The 22,005-nt window shown below is 58.9% G+C and carries 25 protein-coding genes; 9 read left to right on the top strand and 16 right to left on the bottom strand.

What is annotated here, in order from left to right:
• Window positions 1-15: 15 nt before the first annotated feature.
• Window positions 16-771: a molybdopterin-synthase adenylyltransferase MoeB gene (locus B472_RS11010; RefSeq protein WP_019426442.1), complete on the top strand. Its 756-nt coding sequence runs from the start codon at window positions 16-18 to the stop codon at window positions 769-771.
• 3 nt (window positions 772-774) lie between these two features.
• On the opposite strand, the gene B472_RS11005 is transcribed toward B472_RS11010, so the two are convergent.
• Complete coding sequence (locus B472_RS11005) at window positions 775-1,347, bottom strand: thermonuclease family protein (protein ID WP_019426441.1); 573 nt, start codon at window positions 1,345-1,347, stop codon at window positions 775-777.
• A 115-nt stretch (window positions 1,348-1,462) separates the two neighbouring features.
• On the opposite strand from B472_RS11005, the gene B472_RS11000 reads away from it, so the two are divergent.
• The 3 genes from B472_RS11000 to B472_RS10990 are packed head-to-tail and all read left to right on the top strand — an operon-like array spanning window position 1,463 to window position 5,498.
• Window positions 1,463-2,443 (top strand): tripartite tricarboxylate transporter substrate binding protein, encoded by a 981-nt coding sequence (locus tag B472_RS11000; RefSeq protein WP_116798659.1) that lies wholly within the window; start codon window positions 1,463-1,465, stop codon window positions 2,441-2,443.
• Between the two features lie 4 nt (window positions 2,444-2,447).
• Complete coding sequence (locus tag B472_RS10995) at window positions 2,448-3,788, top strand: sulfatase (protein WP_019426439.1); 1,341 nt, start codon at window positions 2,448-2,450, stop codon at window positions 3,786-3,788.
• Between the two features lie 24 nt (window positions 3,789-3,812).
• The gene (locus B472_RS10990; protein WP_019426438.1) at window positions 3,813-5,498 is read left to right on the top strand and encodes a SulP family inorganic anion transporter; all 1,686 of its coding nucleotides are present in this window, start codon (window positions 3,813-3,815) and stop codon (window positions 5,496-5,498) included.
• A gap of 6 nt (window positions 5,499-5,504) precedes the next feature.
• On the opposite strand, the gene B472_RS10985 is transcribed toward B472_RS10990, so the two are convergent.
• From B472_RS10985 to B472_RS10965, 5 genes are read right to left on the bottom strand one after another with little or no spacing between them, the layout of a single operon-like run.
• A complete protein-coding gene (locus B472_RS10985) occupies window positions 5,505-5,948 on the bottom strand; it encodes an SRPBCC family protein (protein WP_019426437.1) in 444 nt (147 codons plus the stop codon).
• Window positions 5,949-5,982: 34 nt separating this feature from the next.
• Window positions 5,983-6,939 carry a putative transporter gene (locus B472_RS10980; RefSeq protein ID WP_019426436.1) on the bottom strand — a complete coding sequence of 319 codons (957 nt, stop codon included), beginning with the start codon at window positions 6,937-6,939 and terminating at the stop codon, window positions 5,983-5,985.
• Window positions 6,940-6,952: 13 nt separating this feature from the next.
• Complete coding sequence (locus tag B472_RS10975; RefSeq protein ID WP_019426435.1) at window positions 6,953-7,342, bottom strand: cupin domain-containing protein; 390 nt, start codon at window positions 7,340-7,342, stop codon at window positions 6,953-6,955.
• Between the two features lie 45 nt (window positions 7,343-7,387).
• Window positions 7,388-7,840: a GNAT family N-acetyltransferase gene (locus B472_RS10970; RefSeq protein ID WP_019426434.1), complete on the bottom strand. Its 453-nt coding sequence runs from the start codon at window positions 7,838-7,840 to the stop codon at window positions 7,388-7,390.
• A complete protein-coding gene (locus tag B472_RS10965) occupies window positions 7,837-8,319 on the bottom strand; it encodes a pyridoxamine 5'-phosphate oxidase family protein (protein WP_019426433.1) in 483 nt (160 codons plus the stop codon). Before B472_RS10965 ends, B472_RS10970 begins: the two co-directional genes overlap by 4 nt.
• A gap of 198 nt (window positions 8,320-8,517) precedes the next feature.
• Between B472_RS10965 and B472_RS10960 the strand changes: the two genes are divergently transcribed.
• Both B472_RS10960 and B472_RS17495 read left to right on the top strand, forming a co-directional pair.
• Entirely contained in the window at window positions 8,518-8,814 is a 297-nt protein-coding gene (locus B472_RS10960; RefSeq protein ID WP_019426432.1) for a BrnT family toxin, read from the top strand.
• Complete coding sequence (locus tag B472_RS17495) at window positions 8,777-9,115, top strand: BrnA antitoxin family protein (RefSeq protein WP_116798658.1); 339 nt, start codon at window positions 8,777-8,779, stop codon at window positions 9,113-9,115. Before B472_RS10960 ends, B472_RS17495 begins: the two co-directional genes overlap by 38 nt.
• A 34-nt stretch (window positions 9,116-9,149) precedes the next feature.
• On the opposite strand, the gene B472_RS10950 is transcribed toward B472_RS17495, so the two are convergent.
• The 8 genes from B472_RS10950 to nudB form a co-directional block, all read right to left on the bottom strand.
• Window positions 9,150-9,845 (bottom strand): aspartate/glutamate racemase family protein, encoded by a 696-nt coding sequence (locus B472_RS10950; RefSeq protein ID WP_019426430.1) that lies wholly within the window; start codon window positions 9,843-9,845, stop codon window positions 9,150-9,152.
• Window positions 9,846-9,960: 115 nt separating this feature from the next.
• A complete protein-coding gene (locus tag B472_RS10945; protein ID WP_019426429.1) occupies window positions 9,961-11,313 on the bottom strand; it encodes a hypothetical protein in 1,353 nt (450 codons plus the stop codon).
• A gap of 357 nt (window positions 11,314-11,670) precedes the next feature.
• Entirely contained in the window at window positions 11,671-12,486 is an 816-nt protein-coding gene (locus tag B472_RS10940) for a DUF429 domain-containing protein (protein ID WP_019426428.1), read from the bottom strand.
• A gap of 37 nt (window positions 12,487-12,523) precedes the next feature.
• The gene (locus tag B472_RS10935) at window positions 12,524-12,946 is read right to left on the bottom strand and encodes a BLUF domain-containing protein (protein ID WP_019426427.1); all 423 of its coding nucleotides are present in this window, start codon (window positions 12,944-12,946) and stop codon (window positions 12,524-12,526) included.
• 2 nt (window positions 12,947-12,948) lie between these two features.
• Window positions 12,949-13,677 (bottom strand): GTP cyclohydrolase I, encoded by a 729-nt coding sequence (folE, locus tag B472_RS10930; RefSeq protein WP_019426426.1) that lies wholly within the window; start codon window positions 13,675-13,677, stop codon window positions 12,949-12,951.
• A 68-nt stretch (window positions 13,678-13,745) separates the two neighbouring features.
• The gene (gene clsB, locus B472_RS10925) at window positions 13,746-14,972 is read right to left on the bottom strand and encodes a cardiolipin synthase ClsB (protein WP_019426425.1); all 1,227 of its coding nucleotides are present in this window, start codon (window positions 14,970-14,972) and stop codon (window positions 13,746-13,748) included.
• Window positions 14,973-14,974: 2 nt separating this feature from the next.
• Entirely contained in the window at window positions 14,975-15,730 is a 756-nt protein-coding gene (locus tag B472_RS10920; RefSeq protein WP_019426424.1) for an endonuclease/exonuclease/phosphatase family protein, read from the bottom strand.
• Window positions 15,727-16,194 (bottom strand): dihydroneopterin triphosphate diphosphatase, encoded by a 468-nt coding sequence (nudB, locus tag B472_RS10915; RefSeq protein WP_019426423.1) that lies wholly within the window; start codon window positions 16,192-16,194, stop codon window positions 15,727-15,729. The genes B472_RS10920 and nudB overlap by 4 nt, the downstream gene beginning before the upstream one ends.
• A gap of 41 nt (window positions 16,195-16,235) precedes the next feature.
• On the opposite strand from nudB, the gene B472_RS10910 reads away from it, so the two are divergent.
• Window positions 16,236-16,859 (top strand): ATP-binding cassette domain-containing protein, encoded by a 624-nt coding sequence (locus tag B472_RS10910; protein WP_081504939.1) that lies wholly within the window; start codon window positions 16,236-16,238, stop codon window positions 16,857-16,859.
• Window positions 16,860-16,890: 31 nt separating this feature from the next.
• Here B472_RS10910 and katG read toward each other — a convergent pair whose 3' ends face one another.
• On the bottom strand, window positions 16,891-19,056 hold the full coding sequence (katG, locus tag B472_RS10905) for a catalase/peroxidase HPI (RefSeq protein WP_019426421.1): 2,166 nt from the start codon (window positions 19,054-19,056) through the stop codon (window positions 16,891-16,893).
• On the opposite strand from katG, the gene B472_RS10900 reads away from it, so the two are divergent.
• Both B472_RS10900 and B472_RS10895 read left to right on the top strand, forming a co-directional pair.
• On the top strand, window positions 19,049-19,345 hold the full coding sequence (locus tag B472_RS10900; protein WP_019426420.1) for a hypothetical protein: 297 nt from the start codon (window positions 19,049-19,051) through the stop codon (window positions 19,343-19,345). The genes katG and B472_RS10900 overlap by 8 nt on opposite strands.
• A 167-nt stretch (window positions 19,346-19,512) precedes the next feature.
• Window positions 19,513-19,944 carry an RNA-binding protein gene (locus B472_RS10895; RefSeq protein WP_019426419.1) on the top strand — a complete coding sequence of 144 codons (432 nt, stop codon included), beginning with the start codon at window positions 19,513-19,515 and terminating at the stop codon, window positions 19,942-19,944.
• A gap of 231 nt (window positions 19,945-20,175) precedes the next feature.
• Here the strand turns inward: B472_RS10895 and aspS are convergent, their stop codons facing one another.
• The gene (gene aspS / locus B472_RS10890; RefSeq protein WP_019426417.1) at window positions 20,176-21,990 is read right to left on the bottom strand and encodes an aspartate--tRNA ligase; all 1,815 of its coding nucleotides are present in this window, start codon (window positions 21,988-21,990) and stop codon (window positions 20,176-20,178) included.
• Window positions 21,991-22,005 lie beyond the last annotated feature (15 nt).

Raw genomic sequence — 22,005 nt, 5'->3', positions numbered from 1 at the left:
GGATGGATGCCCCGAATGGATGACACCCAACTGCTGCGTTACTCGCGGCACATTTTGCTCAACGAATTGGGCTTTGAGGGCCAAGAAAAACTCTTAGGCTCCCATGCTTTGGTCATAGGGGCGGGTGGCTTGGGTTCACCGGTGGCCTTGTATTTGGGCAGTGCGGGTGTCGGTCACATCACCGTGGTGGACCACGACGAAGTGGACGCCACCAACTTGCAACGCCAAATTGCGCACACGCTGGACCGCGTGGGCCAGTTCAAGGCCGAATCGGTGCGCACCGCCATTGCACAAATCAACCCCGACGTCACCGTCACCGCGGTCACCCAAAGGGCGGACACGGCCTTGCTGAATGCCCTGGTGCCGCAAGCCGACGTGGTCATTGACTGCTGTGACAACTTCGCAACCCGTCAAGCCGTCAACCTGGCTTGTGTGACCCACCGAAAACCCTTGGTCTCTGGGGCCGCCATCCGCATGGACGGCCAAGTGTCCGTGTTTGACAGCACCCAAACCGATGCGCCTTGCTATGCCTGCATCTTTCCGCCCGAACAAACACCCGAAGAGACCCGCTGCGCCACCATGGGTGTTTTTGCGCCTTTGGTGGGCATCATCGGCTCGGTGCAGGCGGCTGAGGCCCTCAAGATCTTGAGCGGCATGGGCAGCCACATGGCTGGGCGCTTGCTCATGCTCGATGGGCGCGAACTGTCTTGGACCGATATCCGCATGCAGCGCAACGCAGCATGCCCGGTGTGCGCCTCTGTCAGAGCTTGAAGGCTATTGGCCCAAAGTGCCTTGGCACGCGCCATGAAAACGCCTGAACACGGCGGGTGACATGGCCGCCTCAGCGGCGGAAAACACCCCCTTTTTCTCTTTTTGTGCCGAGCGTTGCAAGGCCGCATAAGGGCCACGACCTGTTTTGAATCGGTAAGCCCAAGCCATGCCCGAGCGCGCCATCTCCGCACCCACATCGACACCGTCAGCCGACAAACGCCCCACTTGACGGCCGTAACTGTCGAAACCCAGATCGGTGACCTGAACCGACTTGCGAAGTGTCAGGCGAATCATGGCGTCCCGCGAGGCCATACCGCCAGGCTGGCATGTTTCGGGGGCATCGATGCCATCGATGCGCAATTTGACCGGCTCCGTCTGACCCTGCCGCACCAACAACACCGTGTCACCGTCCATCACCCAACTCACCCAAGCAGGCCACCTCTCGGCAGCTTGCAGCCCACAAGCCCCAGACAAACACACCAGCACCCCGCATTGGCGAAAGGCTTTCATGGGCGCAGGAACAGTGCGTAACAAGTCGCCGATCCAAGACAGACCTTGTGAAGGCATCAGAAGCATCAGGGTTTTCCGGGGTGATGGTTGTTCAGAACAACTGCTCAAAACAAGATTACATTTTGGCTTGGTTTGCCCGCTCACTGGGTACGTTTGCATCCCACTCATTCTGGAGACTTTCATGTCTGTTTTTCAACGCACACCTCGACGTGTTTGGGTCTTGGCAATGGCCGCCTTGTCCATGTCTTTACTGAGCTCTGGGGTTGGGGCTCAAGACAAGCCACCCTTGAAAATTCTGGTGGGTTTTCCACCTGGTGGTTCTGCCGATGTGTTGGCCCGCATGGTGGCCGATGCGCTGAAAGACGACTTTGGCCCCATTGTGGTGGACAACAAACCGGGTGCAGGTGGACGCATCGCTTTGAACATGACCAAGGCGGCCAAACCCGATGGCCAGACCGTGATCATTTTGCCCAGCGGCCCCATGGTGCTGTTCCCGCATGTCTACAAAAAGCTCGATTACGACGCCGTGAAAGACTTCACACCCATTTCCCAAATCGCCCGATTCCAGTTTGGTGTGGTCTCTGGTCCTGCCAGCAACGTGAAAACCGTGGCCGAGATGGTGACCAAAGCCAAGACCGACCCCAACTCTGCCAGCTACGGCACACCCGGTGCAGGCACCCTGCCCCACTTCATGGGCGTGTTGATGGAGCAATCGGCGGGCATCAACCTCAACCACATCCCTTTCCAAGGCGGCGCGCCAGCCAACACCGCTTTGTTGGGTGGCCACATCGGCTACAAATTTGACGTGGTGTCTGAAACCGCCGAAATGCACCGGGCAGGCAAAGTACGCATCATCGCCGTGACCGGCAACCAACGCGACCCGCAAGTTCCTGAAGTGCCCACCCTCAGAGAGTCAGGCGTCAACATGGACGCCACCGCCTGGTTTGCGATGTACGGCCCAGCGGGCCTCAGGGGTGAAGCCCTGGCCCGATTGGAAAAAGCCATGATGAAAATCGCGCGCGATCCCGCCACGAAAGACAAGATGATCAAACTTGGTTACGAGGTGATTGGCTCCAACTCCAACGATTTGGCGGCCGCACAGCGTGCTGACTTGGCCCGCTGGGAAAAGCCCATCAAAGCCACCGGCGTGCAACTGGACTGAACCCATGACGCCCACGATCACCCCGCGCCCCAACATCATTTTCATCGTGGCCGACGACCTCGGCTTTGCGGATCTCGGCTGCTACGGCGGCCGCGACGCCAAGTTTGGCAAGGTCTCGCCCGTGCTCGACCAGCTGGCGGCAGGCGGTCTCAAGTTCACACAGGGTTACGCCAACTCGCCCGTGTGCTCGCCCACCCGCTTCGCGCTCATGACGGCGCGGTACCAGTACCGCCTGCGCGGCGGGGCTGACGAGCCGATCAACAGCAAAAGCAAGGGCAGCAAAGTGCTGGGCCTGCCGCCCGAGCACCCCACACTGCCCTCGCTGCTGAAAGCCAGTGGCTACCGCACGGCGCTGATCGGTAAATGGCATTTGGGCTACCCACCCCACTTCAGCCCGATCAAGTCAGGTTACGAAGAATTTTTTGGTCCCATGTCGGGCGGGGTGGACTACTTCACCCACGCCAGCAACAACGGCACACACGACCTCTACACCAACGAAGAAGAAAAGCACGAAGACGGTTACCTGACCGACCTGATCTCGCACAAAGCGGTGGATTTTGTCGAGCGCATGGCCCCCGGCGCCGCGCAGGGCAAGCCCTTCTTTTTGAGCCTGCACTACACCGCGCCACACTGGCCCTGGGAAACCCGCGAAGACCACGCCCTGGCGCAAGAGGTCAAGGACAACCTGTTCCACCTGCACGGCGGCAACATCCACACTTACCACCGCATGATCCACCACATGGACGAAGGCATTGGGTGGTTGGTCGATGCGCTCAAAAAGACGGGCCAACTCGACAACACCTTGATCGTTTTCACCAGCGACAACGGGGGCGAGCGATTCAGCGACAACTGGCCCTTGGTGGGCGGCAAGATGGACCTGACCGAAGGCGGCATCCGTGTGCCGTGGATCGCGCACTGGCCTGCTGTGATTGCGCCCGGCGGCACATCGGCCCAGCACTGCATGACCATGGACTGGTCCGCCACCATGGTCGAGTTGGCAGGTGCCAAGGCCCAAGACGACTTGCCCTTTGACGGTGTGTCCATGCTGCCCGTGCTGCGCGATGCCAGCCAACAGTTTGAGCGCCCGCTGTACTGGCGCATGAACCACCGGGGCCAGCGCGCCTTGCGCATGGGCGACTACAAATACCTGCGGGTGGACGGCCACGACTACCTGTTCAACATCCCCGCCGACGAACGCGAACGCGCCAATCTGGCCCAGCGTGAACCCGAGCGCCTAGGCGCTATGCGCGCTGCTTGGGAAGCCTGGGACGCCACCGTGCCCGCCATTCCTGAAGACGCCACCGTCAGCTTGGGCTACTCGGCCAAAGACATGCCCCAGCGCTGAAGGCCTTGGCGGCTAAGATCGGGCATGCCTGACATGCAACGCTTTTTGACCTTCCGCCAATGGCCACGCCTGACGGCGCCGCTGGCGCGCACCGAAGTGCTGGCAGGCCTGACCGTGGCGCTGGTCATGGTTCCGCAAGCCGTGGCCTATGCGGGCTTGGCGGGCATGCCATTGGTCACCGGGCTTTACACCTGCCTGATCCCCGCATTGCTGGCCGTTTTGTTTGGCAGCGCCAACCGCTTATCAGTGGGCCCGGCTGCCCTCACTTGCGTGTTGATTGGGGCTTCTCTAACGGGCATGGCCGAACCCGGCTCGCCCGAATGGGTGGCCTTGGCGGTTTGGTTGTCGCTGCTGTCGGGGGCCATTCAGCTGCTGCTGGGTCTGGGCAGCTACGGCTGGCTGATCAACCTGGTCAGCGCCCCAGTGATGATGGGTTTTACCCAAGCTGCCGCCTTGCTCATCATGGCCTCGCAAGTGCCGGGACTGCTGGGCGTCAAAGCCTGGAGCTGGGATGTGCAAAGCTGGCCCCTGTGGCTCAGCGGCTGGCCTGCGTGGTTTGGGCTGGGCAGTTTGGCTGTCTTGCTGCTGCTGCGCCACTTCAAGCCCCGATGGCCTGGCATCATGATCGTCATGGGCATCGCCTCGGTCATCGCCTATGCCACCGATTACCAAGACCACGGCGCGGTGGTCGGCCTGCTGCCTTCGGGCCTGCCTGATTTTTATTGGCCAGCATGGCCGGGTTTGGACACCCTGAACCAACTCTGGGTGCCCGCCCTGGTGATCGCCCTGGTGAGCTTTCTGGAAACAGCTTCGAGCGCCCGCATCGAATGCCGTCGCGACGGCAAGCGCTGGGACGACAGCACCGAACTCTTCAGCCAAGGCCTGGCCAAAATAGCTTCGGCGTTTTCGGGCAGCTTTGCCACCAGCACCTCGTTCTCGCGCTCAGCCCTCATGCTCTATGCCGGCGCACGCTCAGGCTGGGCGGTGGTGGCGTCGGTGGGTTTTGTGCTGCTGGCTTTGCTCTTGCTCATGCCCGCGCTGCAGTTCGTGCCGCGCTCGGTCATGTCGGCGGCCGTGATCGTGGCCGTGCTCAACCTGTTCCAGCCCCGGCAATTTTTGAACCTCTGGCGCGTGGGCCGCATCGAGACCATGACGGCGGGCATCACCTTTGCCATGACCCTGCTGACGGCACCGCGCATTTACTGGGGTGTGATGACCGGCGTGCTGGTGGGCTTGAGTCACTTTCTGCACACCCGCTTGCACCCGCGCATCATCGAAGTGGGTCTGCACCCTGATGGCAGCCTGCGTGACCGGCATCTGTGGAAGTTGCCGCCGCTGGCGCCACATTTGTATGCGTTGCGCATGGACGCCGAGCTGGACTTTGCCGCGGCCAGCGACTTTGACCGCGCCATCACCGACCACTTGGCCCAGCACCCCGATGTGAAACATGTGGCCCTGTTTGCCCAGCCCATCAACCGCATTGATGTGACGGGGGTGGAAACCTTTGGCCAGTTGCAGCGCCAATTGGCCAGCCGGGGCATCACCCTGCACATCAGCGGCATCAAGCTGCCTGTCGAGAGCACCTTGCGCCGAGCGGGTGAGCTGGCCGAGGGCCCGCACCTCAAGCTCTACCGCACCGATGCCGAAGCCCTGCAGGCGCTCAGAGCGCTGGACCCGCTACCCGCCGATATCAGCGCTGCAGCCATCTAAAGACAATCAATCGGGAATTTCGGCCTCGACCAGCAGCGCCAGCAGTTGCAAAGACTCCTGCCAGCCCAAACAACAGGCCTCGGGAGGAATTGGATCGGGAATGCCCGTCTGCTCGATGTTCACCTCGGTGCCCACCGACACCGTTTGAAAGCGGATGGTGGTGACCATCTCGCCCGGCAATTCGGCAGCATCAAAGCGGTCGGTGTGGCTGAGCAATTCAGCAGGGCGGAACTCCAGGAACTTGCCCCCAAAGCTGTGCGATTGGCCATTGCTCAAGTTGGTGAACGACATCCGGTAAACGCCACCCACTCGGGCATCCATCTCATGCACGCGGCCGGTGAATCCATGGGGCGGCAACCACTTGGCCATGGCATCGGGATCGATGAAGGCGCGAAAAACGCGCTGTGCAGGTGCACGAAAAACACGCTGAAATTTGACGGTATGGGGCATGGGTTTTCCTGAGGACAGGCCATTTTGCCAAGGGTCAAGCCAAGGCCTTTTCGAACTCGGTCAGCCGTTTGTAAATGGAGCGCAGCTCGGTGATGTCGGTCCAACGCTCAATCAGGTAAGAAAACGCGTCGTTGACTTTGTTGAAGGCATTGCTGACCTGCTGGATCACCCCCAAGGTGATCAGGCCGGTGAACAGCGAGGGCCCCATCAAGAGGAATGGAAAGATCACCATCATCTGGCTGTACAAATTGCTCCACAGGTGAAAGTATGCGTAGTGGTTGAACAGCCTGAAATTGTTCAGCCGCACGCCGGTAAACAACTCCAGCACCGTGGGCAAATGCATGCGGCTGCGATCATCTTCGGCAAACACCAGGTCCTTGCGCAAGGCGGCCTCGGTCTTTTGGTTGTTGTACTCCAGCCCAGGCAGGCGTATGCCCACAAACCACGAAATGACGGTGCCGCCCAGCGCCGTGACCAGCGCCACCCAAAACAGCGAACCCTCAAACTGCAACCAGGCAATCGCCATGCCCGCGGACAAGGCCCACAAAATCGGGATGAAAGACACCAGCGTCAATACCGCACGCACCAGCCCCAGGCCCAGGTTTTCTGTTTGCCGGGCAAACCGCATGCAGTCTTCTTGAATGCGCTGGGATGCACCTTCTACCGTGGCATCGGTGCGCTGCCAGCGCGGCAGGTATTCTTCGGTCATGGCCTGACGCCATCGAAAAGCAAAGTGAGACGCCAGATACGTCTCCAGGCTGCGCAGCAACATGAACGGAAAAGCAATCCACGCAAACTGCAGCATGAAACCCCAGAACTTCTCCAACCCGCCGGCTTGTTCGGGCTTTTGCAAGAGGTCATAAAACTCGCCGTACCAAGCGTTCAACTTGACGGTCTGCTGCACCGTGATGAACACCAGCGCCACCAGCACAAACAGACCACCCCAGGCCCACAAAGCCCATCGGCGTGAAAGAAAGAAACTGCGGAACATGGGTTCTTCTAATTCAGGGGTTGACGCTGTCGACCGTCTCGGTCTTGAAGTCAGCGGGCAGCACCACTTCGAGCAGCTCCAGATCCTCGCTGTGGCCCAGCTCGCGGTGGCGAATGCCTGGCGGTTGGTGTACACAGGAGCCCGCTTCCAGCCGAACCGGGCCCTGCCCCTCGTATTCAAACTCGATCCAGCCCTTGAGCACATACACCAGCTGGAACTCGGTGTGGTGCAAATGCGGCTGGCTGGAAAATTCATGCCCGCCTGCGGCACGGATCACACTGGCCGTGACACGGCCCTGGGTGGCCTCCTTGAGCCCCAAATCACGGTACTCAAAAAATGAGCGCAGACCACGCTCGAACTGCGCGTCTTTGGCGTGCGTCACCACAAAACCTTGCGTTGTCATCGGCATCTCCTAAGGGATTCGCTGAAATCGAGCGAACCATCAGGCCTATCCTAATGCCAAGTGGTAGGCATAGAATTTTTGATCACGCTCCCAACCCATGGCCGCGTACAAAGACTGTGCGGGCAAGTTTTGCACGTTTGTGGTCAAGGACAAACGCACCGCACCCAGTTGGCGTGCATGGTCCGTAGCGGCATTCAACAAGGCTTCGCCCACGCCCATTCGTCTGGCCGATTCGGCCACATACAAATCATTGAGCACAAACACCCGCGCCATCGACACCGAAGAAAAGCTCGGGTACAGCTGCGTGAAACCCACAGCCTGCCCGTTTGATTCGGCCAGCAGCACCACCGATTGACCATGCTCAAAGCGGGCTTGCAGAAAAGTCTTGGCTGCGGCTTCATCGCTGGCCTGACCATAAAACTGGCGATAGCCATCGAACAAGGTTGTCACCGCATCGAGGTCAGCCAACACAGCTTGGCGGATGGTGATTGAACTCATGGTTTCTCCTGTGCAGAAGGTTGGACTTTGTAGGTTCGCATGGCAGATGCCACTTGCGAAGCTTCGGTGGTTTCATCTGGATAAAAGCGGTAACTGGGTGCCACGATGGGATTCACCGTTGTGACGCGAAGCACCAGCACGCTCTGAATGGCAAAGCGTTGCCCCACCATGGAAAGCAATGGCGCGGCCCAAGCAGAGAATTCTGGATCGGCTGCACGCAACTCGCGCGCCGTGCCCACCAGCTTGAATCCCTTTTGCACGAACACATCGACAAAACTCAGACACACCTTCTGCTGATGCGCGATGTTGCGGACCGACTGGGGTGATGCAATGTTCGCCACCACCACATGCGCATTGTCTGCAATGGCCCAAACCTCTTTGGGCGAGACATTGGGCTGACCGTCGGCATCGACTGTGGCCAGCCAGCACAGCACGCTCCGGCGAGCGGCTTCTTGGACGGGTTCATGCAAAAGGGTCATCGGCACTCTCCTTCGTGTGAATCGCTCTGAGCTTGCGCATTTCCAGCAACCCAGCAAATCAGGCCTCATCGTATCCCCTGATTCATTATTTGAATAACAAAGGCAACATTCCCATCTATCGGTATCGCATCCAAGGCGCTTTTTGGCGTATCCGATGATTGACTTCGAAATTTTCGTTACTACAATAAATGAACCGAAATGCACATACTTTGGGACCCCGATAAACGGCAAACCAATTTGGACAAGCACGGTTTGGACTTCATTGACGCCGTGATGGTGCTGGACAGCAAGTATCGACTGGACGTGAAAAGTGTTCGAAACCTGGAACAACGCACCCAAGCATTTGCCTATGTGTTTGATGTGCTGGCTGTACTGACGGTGGTGTATGTCTCGCGACAAAGCGCGATGCGGATCATCAGCTTCAGGCCCGCCAGTGAAGAAGAAAGGACCGCCTACCATGACTGGCTCAAAAACGACTTCGATGACGCTCGATGAATTGCGCAAAGCCTCGGCCCAGGGGAAAACGAAAACGCAGAAAGACCGAGTTCAGGCCTCAGCGCCCTATGCATGGGACGGCCAAAATGAAAATGAGCGGCCACTGACGCGTGAAGAAATGCAGGGCGGCATCGAGATCTACCGACGCCAGAGGGGACGCCCCACCGGCAGCGACAAGGAATCCACCACCATCCGGATAGATAGCGATGTACTGGCGGCCTTTCGCGCAGGTGGCCCAGGCTGGCAAACCCGCATGAACGCCGCGCTGCGCGATTGGCTAAAGATGCAGACGGCGGCTTGAGTCTGCGGAAGCAGTCGTTACGCTTGATGGACCTTCACAGCTGCAGCGCCTTCAGCGCCGCCGCCCTGGCGTGGATGGCTGTGGTGTCAAACAGCGGGACCGGGGAGTCTTGTGCGTTTACCAAGAGCGAGATTTCTGTGCAGCCCAGGATGATGGATTGCACGCCCTGAGCGGCCAGGTATTGCATCACCCGTTGGTATTCAGCGCGAGACTCGGCCTTGACGATGCCCAGGCACAGTTCTTCATAAATGATGCGGTGAACGATGTCCCGGTCTGCCTGGGCAGGGACTTTGACCTGCAGGCCATGGTGATCGCGCAGCCGGTCTTTGTAAAAAGCTTGCTCCATGGTGAAGCGCGTGCCCAGCAGGCCCACCACGGTGTGCCCCGCTGTCTTGATGGCGGCTGCGGTAGGGTCTGCAATGTGCAGCAGTGGGATGTTGACGGCCGCTTCGATGTGGTGCGCGACCTTGTGCATGGTGTTGGTGCACAACACCAAGAACGATGCGCCAGCCGCTTGCAGCGAGCGCGCCGCATGGGTCAGGGCCAGGCCTGCGCTGTCCCAGTCGCCTTGGCGTTGAAGTTCTTCAATCTCGTGAAAGTCCACGCTATACAAAACGAGCTTGGCCGAATGCAAGCCGCCCAACTGCGCTTTGATCGTCTCGTTGATCACGCGGTAATAAGGCACTGTGGATTCCCAGCTCATGCCACCGATCAGGCCGATTGTTTTCATGTGGATTCCTGTGGCTGCGAATGACGACTGACTTTTGACTTAAGTGGCCTGCCGGAGGCAGGTCTGCTTGACGGAAGGGTTAGACGTCACGCTCGAAATGGCACCCAAGAAAACGCTAGCGAGCCCCTGCTTCCCACAAGAAGTAAAAGTCACTCGTTCTAGCCTGCTGCTTCTCCTTGAGTGTTTTGTTCCAATCCATGAGTACGCCTGCCGCTGCTGACGTTCCTCCGAGCGCTGCTACAAGTTGACCTATGTCCGCGGGAAGTATTCCAGCGTAAAGCCCTAGCGTGACGGCACCGGTCCCAAAGATTAACTTCTCTTTCAGCGACTCCCTTGCGTTTGCCTTCCAGTCATGAATCCGCTTCTTCAAACCGTTGATTTCAGGAACGATCTCGTCTCTAAAAACGCACGATACCTCTTTCTCGTTCCAACCAGCGGCCCCTTGCATCAACTTTCTTAATTTGTCTCTATAAACAAAAAAGGCCTCTGCTTCCCTCTCTCGTAAGTCAAGAAGCGTGCTTGGATCACGCGAATAAATTTGAGGAAGATGGTGCTTCAGCGCATTGGAGAAAGCCGATGAACTCGCAGCGAAGGTTTCGTTATTAACGGTGGAGACAAGTGCAATGTGCGCTGGGTTGTCGCACAAGTAAGACGTGCCGTTAAGCGCGGTGTGCCACTCCTGAAACGTGATGTCTCGGACAATCGGACTGACCACCATTCTGAGGACCCCACTATCTTCTATTTCGGCTTTGTTCAGGGTGTAAGTCGAGCCCCGCTTCTGAAACCTTCGAAAGATGCTGGGCATCGGTTGGAAGGCGTGAAAATAAACCTTTCCATGTTCAATCACTCCCTCTGGGCCAGATATTTCGAAGTAAGGGCTGCGTCGATTGGTTCGATTGAACGTAACGCTGCAAGACTCGAGCAGCAATCGCGTAATTTCGGCTTCTAGAGCCTGGCACTTCGTATCGATCCTCTTTGCCAGCGGCTTAGCGATGATCTCGCTGTGATAGTCGCAGAAAGGGTTGAGGTCATGCGAGTATTTGACAACACCTTTCTCAATTAATGGCCGAAGCGCCTTGTACGTGTAGATTCCGGCGACCAAGTTGAGCCGGTCTACTTCGCGAATAGATGAGGGATCACGGAGCGCAATTCCCTCAAAGGGCTGCTGAATATAGACCTCGTCGGCATAAAGCGCAGCAAAGGCAATAAGTCTCTCGGTGCGCTGAATCCTGCACTCACGAGAAGCGCATGGATGGCTTCCGCCGCTCAGTGCCGAATTGGCGGTAAAGGAAAATTGCTCACGCTTTCCCGCTTTGGGTTGACTATGGTGTTTGGAAATGAGAGAAAGCACTTCAGAGAACTCAAAGAGCTCATCTCTTGAAGCATGGAAGATTGCCTCTTCGATGCTGGCGCCATCAGTCCACAAGGCAATGGCCATGTCCAGTTCCGATACGAGACCGTCATCCATGAGTTCTCCGATCCTGTGAAATGACACCTAACGTGATTTAGACCTCAAAACCCGGTGGATACATCCGGATAAAGTCGATACATCTTTTGGATGAAATGGCTGCAAGCCGCTTGCACCTTGGCATATAGCTTCATACTCTGTAATTTCTTACAGGTACACATTTGCTATGAACCCCGGCACTCCATCTTTGCAGTCCACCCGCTAACTCGATCAGGTGCGCGAGCGGGTTCAGTATACGCACTTTAGAATTAAAAACAATAATATTAATACTAATAAATTATTTTTTATTCTGTTATCGACCGATGCAAGTGGACCTACGCGCCACCCCAAGAACATGGGGCAAGCTGAAATCGCAGCCTAAGCCGTAACGATCCAGCCTTCGAGCGGATCGCACGGCGGCAAGCCGTATTGCGGATGCCCTGATTCGTGCTGCTGCTGCGCCCAGGCCGCTTGCATCAGGCACAGGGTGGCGTCGAGCGCGTCGCCGCTGGCGTCGTCAGCCAGGCGCCCCAACAGGGCGTTGCTGGCCACCAGGCGCAGGCCCAGGCGGGTCTGACCGCGCTCCAATGCACTCAGCAATTCGCGCCGGGCCAGCAGGCGTTCGGGGGTTTGTTTGGCTTTGTCGTCGCTCTTGTAGCTGGTGTTGCCCAGCACCTCGCGCGCCAGCAGGCCGGGGTAGGCTTCGAGCGCCACACGGCGCACATCGCCCACGCACAGGCCGGGCAGGTGCACGCCCGCTTGGCGCAACAGGGGCACGCCCGCGTGCAACATGTAGGCCACCGGCGGGTTGACCCATTTCATGGAGGGGCTGGAGCCTGCGGGCCGGTCGGCAGCGCGGTGCGCGAACTTGCCGCCTGCGGGGCGGGCGTTGCAAAACGCCGCAAACTGCTCGCGAATCTGGGCACGCTCCAGTGCGCCGTAATGGTCCATGCAGGCGGCCCAGTCGGTGGGCCAGCCCAGCGTCTCGACCAGCTCGCGCGGCAGGCCAAAGGGCAAGTCAAAACCGCCCACCCAGTCGGCAGGCTGCGCCAGCCATTGGCCAAAGGCGTTCAGGGTGTCGAAGGTGTGCAGCGCCTGCAGTTGCACGCGGCCCTGCCGGGCTTGGCCCAGCGCCAGCACGATGGGCTTGCGTTTGGAGGGGCTGCTGGAGAAGTCGCAGCCAATCAGGTTCATGGTTCACTTCGCGACGCGGGCGTCGCGCCTACAAGGTTCAGGCGCGGCCAATGATGGACGCGGTGGCCATCAGCTCTTCCAGCAAGGCCAGTGAGACTTTGCCTGAGACGTTGTACGGATCCAGCTCGGCCCGCTCGGAGTACTTGAGCAGGATGTTGGTGTTGACGCGGGAGGCATCGACCTGGCCCATGGTCCAGCCGCCAAAACGGCGCTCTGAGATTTCTTCGTAATGCAACAAGACCACGTCTTTGTGGCGCGCATCTTTTTGAATGTGGCCATACAACTCGCTCACGGCATTGCGCCCACCTTCGATGGCTTGCAAAAAGATACCGCCGCCGTAGCAAAGAATGCCGGTGATGCCAGTGGCCGGATTGAACTGACGCGACTGACTCAGAATGGATTCGATGCTTTCTGGGCGGGCGTCGACCACTCGGCTGGCATAAAGAAGGCGTACCAACATGGTCAGTTCTTTCCAGGAATCAGGGACAAAAATTCACGGCGCAAATTCGGGTCCTTGAGGAAGGCACCGCGCATGACCGAGTTGATCATCTTGCTGTCCATGTCTTTGACGCCGCGCCAGCCCATGCAGTAGTGGCTGGCTTCCATCACAACGGCCAAGCCATCGGGCTGGGTTTTGCGCTGGATCAGGTCGGCCAGTTGCACCACGGCTTCTTCTTGGATCTGGGGGCGGCCCATGATCCATTCGGCCAGGCGGGCGTATTTGGACAGGCCGATCACGTTGGTGTGCTCGTTGGGCAACACGCCGATCCAGATCTTGCCAATCACTGGGCAAAAGTGGTGGCTGCAGGCGCTGCGCACCGTGATGGGGCCGACGATCATCAGCTCGTTCAGGTGTTCGGCATTGGGGAATTCGGTGATCTCAGGGGCTTCGACATAGCGGCCCTTGAACACTTCTTTCAGGTACATCTTGGCCACGCGGCGGGCGGTATCGCCGGTGTTGTGGTCGTTGACGGTGTCGATCACCAGGCTGTCGAGCACACCTGCCATCTTGCCTGTGACTTCGTCGAGCAGTTTTTCCAACTCGCCGGGCTCGATGAACTCGGCGATGTTGTCGTTGGCGTGAAAGCGTTTGCGGGCAGCGTGGATGCGCTCGCGGATCTTGACGGATACGGGTACGCCTTCGTCGTCGGGCGTGGCAGCAGAAGCAGTCATGGCATCTGGGATTTTCATTAACATGGGGATGATCCTAACAGCGATTGATCGACGCACAACGATCAGGGGTTTGGCTTTGGCGCCCCTCAATAACGGTGCCCGGTGATGAAAAGCGCCAAGCGCATGAGGCCAAAGGCCACGCGGTCTCGCCAACGCTGGTGCCAAAAACGGTGCTTGAAAGACTCGGCCACAGGCGTGCTTTGGGTGGCGATCACGTCGCTCAAGCGCAGGTGCAAACCTTGCGCAAACACGCGATCGGCCACCACCACATTGGCCTCACGCGCCAACAACAGGCTGAGTGGGTCCAGATTGGACGAGCCCACAGTGGCCCAGGGACGCTCATGGTGGGCATCGACCACGGCCACTTTGGCGTGCAAAAAACTGGCGTCGTACTGGTAAATCTCAACACCCGCCGCCAACAAAATTCCATACACAGGACGGGCCGCGTGGTATTGCATGAAGTATTCGTAGCGCCCTTGCACCAGCAAACGCACCCGCACCCCACGCCGCGCGGCATGGACCAAAGCTTGGCGAAGCCTGCGGCCCGGTAAAAAATAAGCATTGGCGATCAACACATCATGACGGGCCAAACCGATGGCTTTGAGGTAGGCCCGCTCAATTTGGTTGCGGTGCAGCACGTTGTCGCGCAAAAGCAAAGCCGCCCGACTAGAGGGCAAGGACCCGTCCGGCAAGGGCGGCGACTGCTTCCAAGGCAGGGGCAAACCCGCCGCTTTGAACGAGCGCCAAGCCTGCGGAATTTGACGATCGCGCGCGTGCTGAGCGCCCTGCAAACGCCACCAAAGCTGCGCCATGCTGTCCTGGATATGCCCCACCAAATCGCCTTGCGCACGGACCGCAAAATCAAGCCGCGGTCGGGCCAAAGTGCCATGGTGCGGGTCGTACCAGTCGTCCAAGATGTTGATGCCCCCGCAAAAAGCGGTGTGACCATCCACCACACACAGCTTGCGGTGCAAACGACGCCAGCGGCTGGGAATGAGCAAACCCAAAGTGCCCAAAGGCAAATAGATCCGGCATTCAACGCCGGCTTGTTCAAGTCTCGCGCGCCAGACATCGGGCCACTTGGGCGTGCCCACGCCATCGACCAGCAACCACACCCGCACGCCCCGCTGGGCTGCCCGCTCCAGCGCCTCGGCCACCCCCACTGCTGCCCCATGCACATCGAAAATATAGGTTTCCAACAGCACATGCGATTGCGCTTGGTCCAAGGCCTGTATCAAGCTTTCGAAATACGCCTGGCCCCCTTCGATCAATTGGATGTGGTGGCCATCGGTCAAGGCAGGGTTGTGCCGCATGCTCAATCGTTCCAGGCAAACTCTGCCACCAATGGCAAGTGGTCCGACATGCGCTGCCAAATCCGGCCCGTCGGCACCATGGCGTGCACAGGCGTGAGGCCTCGGGCATACACATGGTCCAGCTGGTTCAACGGCAGACGCGATGGGTAAGTGGGTGTCGGCTTTTCTCGCCATTCACGAAACCCGGCTTGCGCCATGCGCCGGCCAAGGCCCGTCCCCCAGTCATTGAAGTCGCCCGCCACCAACACCGGTGCGTGTGCCGGGATGTCTTGCTCAATGTGCGCCAACAGGCTGACCACTTGGCGCACGCGGCTGGCAGGCACCAGCCCCAAGTGCACCACCAGCACATGCACCACACGGTCAACGACCTCCACTTGGGTGTGCAAAAAACCGCGCTGTTCAAATCGGTGGTCTGAAATGTCGCGGTGTTGGTGCGTCAACACAGGCCAACGCGACAGCATCGCATTGCCGTGTTCACCATGTCGCGTGATGGCATTGGTGCGGTAAATGGCCTCGTAACCTTCGGGGGCCAAAAAGTCAGCCTGCGGAATGTTGGGCCAGTGGGGGAAAAATCGCTCTTCACGGCGGTGCACGCTGCGCACCTCTTGCAGGCAAACCATGTCGGCATCCAACTGCTCCACAGCGTGGCCCAAGTTGTGGATTTCAAGGCGCCGCGCAGGGCCCAAGCCTTGCACACCTTTGTGGATGTTGTAGGTGGCCACCCGCAACACCGGATGTTCGTGGCGCTCGGGCTTCATGGCGCCGGGTCCGACAAGTAGCGGGGCAACATCAAGATGGCTTCTGCGTTGGAGGCCGAAAAACAATGGTCGGCGGCGGCCTGCCAATCGAGCCATTGCCATGCGGTGTGCTCGCTGGGGCTCAAGGTGATCGGCATTTTTTGAGGCAGACGCAAGCCAAACACGCGCTCTGTGTTGCGGCTGACTTCAGGGTGGTAGCGCCAGCGCCAAGCCGGGTAAATGTCGTACACATTTTCAAGCTGCCAATCTTGCAAATGGCAATCAGGGTGTTGGGCATCCAGGCCGGTTTCCTCTTGAACCTCGCGAATGGCCGTTTCGGCCCAGGTTTCGGCCCCGTGGTCTTTGCTGCCCGTCACCGACTGCCAGGTGCCTGCATCGGCACGGCGGATCAGCAAGACCTCGCGCTGGGGGGTGTAAATCACCACCAACACGGATTCAGGAATTTTGTAAATGGTTTCGTCCACAGGCTCATTCTAGGCAGCACAGGCCTTGGTAGGATGAGGCCATGTCAAATACCAGCCAGACAAGCGCTTTGCCCCCAGTGCTTCGCAGCCACGTTTTGAGCGGTGGCCCCTCGGGTGAAACCGTCATTCATGACCTGTCTTACGCATGGTGGCCTGGCTTGCATTGGGTGTGTGGCGATGAGGGCAGCGGCAAAACCAGCCTGTTGCGTTTACTGGCGGGCGACTTGCCTGCCCTCCAGGGGCGCGTGGACAGGCCATCGGACGGGGTGTTTTGGGCCGACTTGAAAGGCAGCGAGCACGACCAAACCACCGTGCAAGCCTGCTGGGACCAGTTGCAAGCGCTACATCCCAACTGGCAGCACGCCATTGAGCAAGACCTGATCGAAGCCCTCGACATGGAACGGCACCGGCACAAGCCCTTGTTCATGCTGTCCACAGGCAGCCGCCGCAAAGTCATGTTGGTGGCCGCCTTGGCAGCCTGTGCCCGCGTCACTTTGCTCGACCAACCCTTTGTCTCTTTGGACCAGGTCTCCGTGCGCGTGATCAAAGACTTTTTATCTGATGCCGCGGCGCACACCAGCCGCGCATGGATCGTGGCCGATTACGAAGTGCCACAAGACTTGACGCCCAACAGCGTGCTGGACTTGAGTCAACTCAAGCCCTGAAGGCCTCTGAGGCCCAACAGGGCTTGATGGATCAGAACCGGTCTGCGTTCATGACCTGCGTCCAGGCGGCCACGAAGTCACGCGCAAACTTCTCTTGGTTGTCGTCTTGCGCATACACCTCGGCATAAGCCCTCAACACCGAGTTGGAGCCGAACACCAAATCCACGCGAGTGGCCGTCCATTTGACTTGACCCGTTTTGCGGTCACAAATGTCATAGGCATTGCGGCCTGTCGGCTTCCATGCATAGGCCATGTCGGTCAGTGCCACAAAAAAATCGTTGCTCAGCACACCCACACGGTCGGTGAACACGCCGTGCTTGGAGCCGCCGTGGTTGGTGCCCAACACGCGCATCCCGCCCACCAACGCGGTCATTTGGTGCGCCGTGAGGCCCATGAGCTGCGCACGGTCGAGCAAAAGCTCTTCGGGGCTGACGCTGTAACTTTTTTGGACCCAGTTGCGGAACCCATCGTGAATCGGCTCCAGCACGGCAAACGACGCCACATCGGTCATGTCTAGTGACGCGTCGCCGCGACCCGGCGTGAACGGCACGGGCATATTGAAGCCGGCCGCTTGGATGGCCTGCTCCACACCCACATTGCCGGCCAGCACGATCACATCGGCCAAGCTGGCTCCTGAGTCTTGGGCAATGCCTTCGAGCACACCCAAAACTTTGGCCAAACGAGCAGGCTCGTTGCCTTCCCAGTCTTTCTGGGGGGCCAAGCGGATGCGTGCGCCGTTGGCACCGCCGCGCTTGTCGGAGTGGCGGAAAGTGCGGGCGCTGTCCCAAGCGGTGGCCACCATCTCGCTCACGCTCAAACCACTCGCCACAATTTGGGCCTTGACTGCGGCTACGTCGTAATCGGACTTGCCCACGGGCACCGGGTCTTGCCAAATCAAATCCTCTTGCGGCACTTCCGGGCCGATGTAACGGGCCTTGGGCCCGAGGTCACGGTGGGTCAGTTTGAACCACGCGCGGGCAAACACCTTGGTGAAATGTTCGGGGTCTTTGTAAAAACGCTCTGAAATGACGCGGTAAGCCGGGTCCATCTTCATGGCCATGTCGGCATCGGTCATCATGGGCTGCAGGCGAATCGAAGGGTCTTCCACATCGACTGGCATGTCTTCGGGCTTGATGCCGATGGGCTGCCACTGGTTCGCGCCTGCTGGGCTCTTGGTCAGCGCCCACTCATAGTTGAGCAGCATATGGAAGTAGCCGTTGTCCCATTGCGTGGGGTGGGGGGTCCAAGCCCCTTCGATGCCGCTGGTCACGGTGTCGCGGCCCACACTGCGGGTGGCATGGTTCATCCAGCCCAGGCCTTGTTCATTGACGTCTGCACCTTCGGGTGCTGGCCCCAGGTTTTGCGCTGGGCCATTGCCGTGCGCTTTGCCCACCGTGTGACCACCCGCCGTCAAGGCCACGGTTTCTTCATCGTCCATCGCCATGCGCGCGAAGGTCAGCCGCACGTCTTGCGCCGTACGCAGCGGATCGGGCTGACCATTGACACCCTCGGGATTCACATAAATCAAGCCCATCTGCACAGCAGCCAAAGGATTCTCGAGCGATTGACGGTCACTGCCGTCATAACGCGCCGAACCCAACCATTCTTGTTCTGCGCCCCAATAAATGTCGTGTTCAGGGTGCCAGATGTCTTCGCGGCCGAAGGCAAAACCATAGGTTTTAAGGCCCATGGACTCATAAGCCACGTTGCCTGCGAGCACGATCAAGTCGGCCCAACTGAGGCGGTTGCCGTATTTCTTTTTGATGGGCCACAGCAGGCGACGGGCTTTGTCAAGGTTGGTGTTGTCGGGCCAGGAATTGAGCGGCGCAAAGCGCTGGTTGCCCGTGCCCGCCCCACCCCGGCCATCGGCAATGCGGTAAGTGCCTGCAGCATGCCAAGCCATGCGGATCATCAAGCCGCCGTAATGTCCCCAATCGGCTGGCCACCAGTCTTGGCTGTCGGTCATGAGCGAAGTCAGGTCCTTTTTAAGTGCGGGCACATCCAGCTTTTTCACTTCTTCGCGGTAATTGAAGTCTGCCCCCATGGGGTTGGTTTTGGTGTCGTGCTGGTGCAGGATATCGAGGTTGAGTGCCTTGGGCCACCAAGCCTTGGCGGCGTTGGCCGTCGCGGTGTGGGTGTTGGCGCCGTGCATCACGGGGCATTGGCCTTGCGGTGTAGGAGATTGGCTCATGGGCATGTCTTTCGTGGGGGTGTTTGCGAAGCTCGGTGCCCGCCATGCTGCCTCGTTCAGGCTTGGTGCCAAGCGACCTGCATCAAGGTCTCTTGTTTTTGGACATCCGATGGGACAGCTTACGCCGATGAGCACCTTCCCAAAGTTGTATTTGGCTATGGCCGTCATCGTTGCTTGGCACAAGTGTTCGCCAAGTCACAAAGAACAAGACCCCCTAGAAAAATCGCTTGAGCGCTCCATCGCGTACCGCAGAGACCCCTTGGAAAAGAGAGGTCATATCCAGTGGATCGAATAAGTTCTAGGGCCTTTCTACGCTATGCCCCATAATGCGTGCGTGTACGTCATAAAAAACGGCACAAGTCAGGTGATCGGTCAGTTTCGCGCGCTACGGCGGCAGTTTTCAGTTTGTTGTGCTTTCGGGACCCCATCGCTTTGTTTTTTTGTATTTCTGAGGAGTCCCCCATGGGCAATAAACTTTACGTCGGCAATTTGCCGTACACCGTTCGTGACGAAGACCTGCAACAGGCATTCGGCGAATTCGGCGCCATCACCAGCGCCAAAGTCATGATGGAACGCGACACCGGTCGCTCCAAAGGTTTCGGTTTTGTGGAAATGGGCAGCGATGCCGAAGCCCAAGCCGCGATCAACGGCATGAATGGCCAATCTTTGGGTGGCCGCAGCATCACCGTGAACGAAGCCCGTCCGATGGAGGCACGTCCTCCCCGTACCGGCGGCTTCGGTGGTGGTGGCGGTTACGGCGGTGGCGGTGACCGTTCCGGCGGTGGCGGCTACGGCGGTGGCGGTCGCTCCGGCGGCGGCGGCTACGGCGGTGGCGGCGATCGCTCCGGCGGTGGCGGCTACGGCGGTGGTGGCGGCGGCCGCGGCGGCTACTAAGCCCTGCCAGTCCCGCTAACGGCAGCGATGCCGTTGCAAAATTTCTGGTTCAGCCTTCAGGGCTGAATGCAGACATCTCAGGCTTCAAGACTTCGGTTTTGAAGCCTTTTTTGTTTGTCGGATTGGCCTTTGGCTGAAGCAGGTCACCCCAAACCATGCCAATGCCTCTGTGAATCGTCCGCGAAAACAACAACGCCACCCGGAGGTGGCGTTGACGAAGGAATGCGCTGCTTATGCGGCTTTGGCAGCATCCAAGTTGCGCAAACGGATATGCAGTTCGCGCAGCTGCTTCTCGTCCACCGGACTGGGTGCTTGTGTGAGCAAACACTGAGCGCGTTGGGTCTTGGGGAAGGCGATCACGTCGCGGATCGATTCGGCGCCGGTCATGAGCGTGACGATGCGGTCCAAACCGAAGGCCAAACCGCCGTGCGGCGGCGCGCCGTACTGCAGCGCGTCGAGCAGGAAACCGAACTTGAGCTGGGCTTCTTCGGGCGTGATTTTCAAAGCGTCAAACACTTTTTGCTGCACGTCGGCGCGGTGGATACGAACAGAGCCGCCGCCCATTTCCCAACCGTTCAAGACCATGTCATAGCCCTTGGAGATGCACTTCTCGGGCGCGGTGACCATCCAGTCTTCGTGGCCGTCTTTGGGCGCGGTGAAGGGGTGGTGCACAGCGGCCCAGCGGTCGTTCTCTTCGTCGTGTTCGAACATGGGGAAGTCGACCACCCACATGGGGGCCCAACGGTTTTCAAACAAACCGTTCTTCTTGCCAAACTCGCTGTGACCAATCTTGATGCGCAAGGCACCTATCGCATCGTTGACGATTTTTTCTTTGTCGGCGCCGAAGAAAATCAGGTCGCCGTTTTGAGCGCCCGAGCGCTCCAGCACAGCCTTCAGTGCTGCATCGTGGATGTTCTTGACGATGGGCGACTGCAAACCATCACGGCCTTTGGACAGGTCGTTGACACGGATGTAAGCCAGTCCTTTGGCGCCGTAAATCTTGACGAACTCGGTGTAAGCGTCGATCTCGCCACGGCTGATGCCACCGCCTTCGGCCGAGCCGCCAGGCACGCGCAGGGCCACCACGCGGCCACCCTTCATGTTGGCCGCACCCGAGAAAACTTTGAAATCCACATCGCCCATCACGTCGGTGACTTCGGTGAACTGCAACTTGACGCGCAGATCCGGCTTGTCGGAGCCGTAAATGTGCATCGCATCTTGGTAAGTCATGACCGGGAATTCGCCCAAGTCCACGCCAATGGTCTTTTGGAACACGCGCTTGATCATGCCCTGGAACATGTCGCGGATTTCTTCTTCGGTCAGGAAGGACGTTTCGATGTCGATCTGCGTGAATTCAGGCTGGCGGTCCGCGCGCAAGTCTTCGTCGCGGAAGCACTTGGTGATTTGGTAGTAACGGTCGTAACCGGCCACCATGAGCAACTGCTTGAACAGTTGAGGCGATTGGGGCAGCGCGAAGAACTGGCCATCGTGCACGCGGCTGGGCACCAGATAATCGCGCGCACCTTCGGGCGTGCTCTTGGTCAGCATGGGCGTTTCGATGTCCACAAAGCCGTTTTCATCCAAGTACTTGCGCACTTCCATGGCCACCTTGTAGCGCAGCATGAGGTTGTTTTGCATGTAGGGGCGGCGCAGGTCCAGCACGCGGTGCGTGAGCCGTGTTGTCTCCGACAAGTTGTCGTCATCGATCTGGAAGGGTGGCGTCACCGATTCGTTCAAGACGATCAACTCGTGGCACAACACCTCGATCTTGCCGCTTTTGAGGCCATCGTTGGTGGTGCCCTCGGGGCGAGCGCGCACAGTCCCTTTGATTTGGACGCAGTACTCGTTGCGCACGTCTTCGGCCACTTTGAACATGGCGGGGCGGTCGGGGTCGCACACCACCTGGACATAACCTTCGCGGTCACGAAGGTCGATGAAGATCACGCCGCCATGGTCACGACGGCGATTCACCCAGCCGCACAGGCTCACGCTTTGATCGGTCAAGGCTTCGGTCACTTGACCGCAGTAATGGGAACGCATGGACATGTTGTACTTTCAGAA

Origin of the sequence: Limnohabitans sp. Rim28 (assembly GCF_000293865.2) — a bacterium.
Classification (GTDB): Bacteria; Pseudomonadota; Gammaproteobacteria; order Burkholderiales; family Burkholderiaceae_C; genus Limnohabitans_A.
This window is presented reverse-complemented; position numbering and strand designations above follow the sequence as displayed.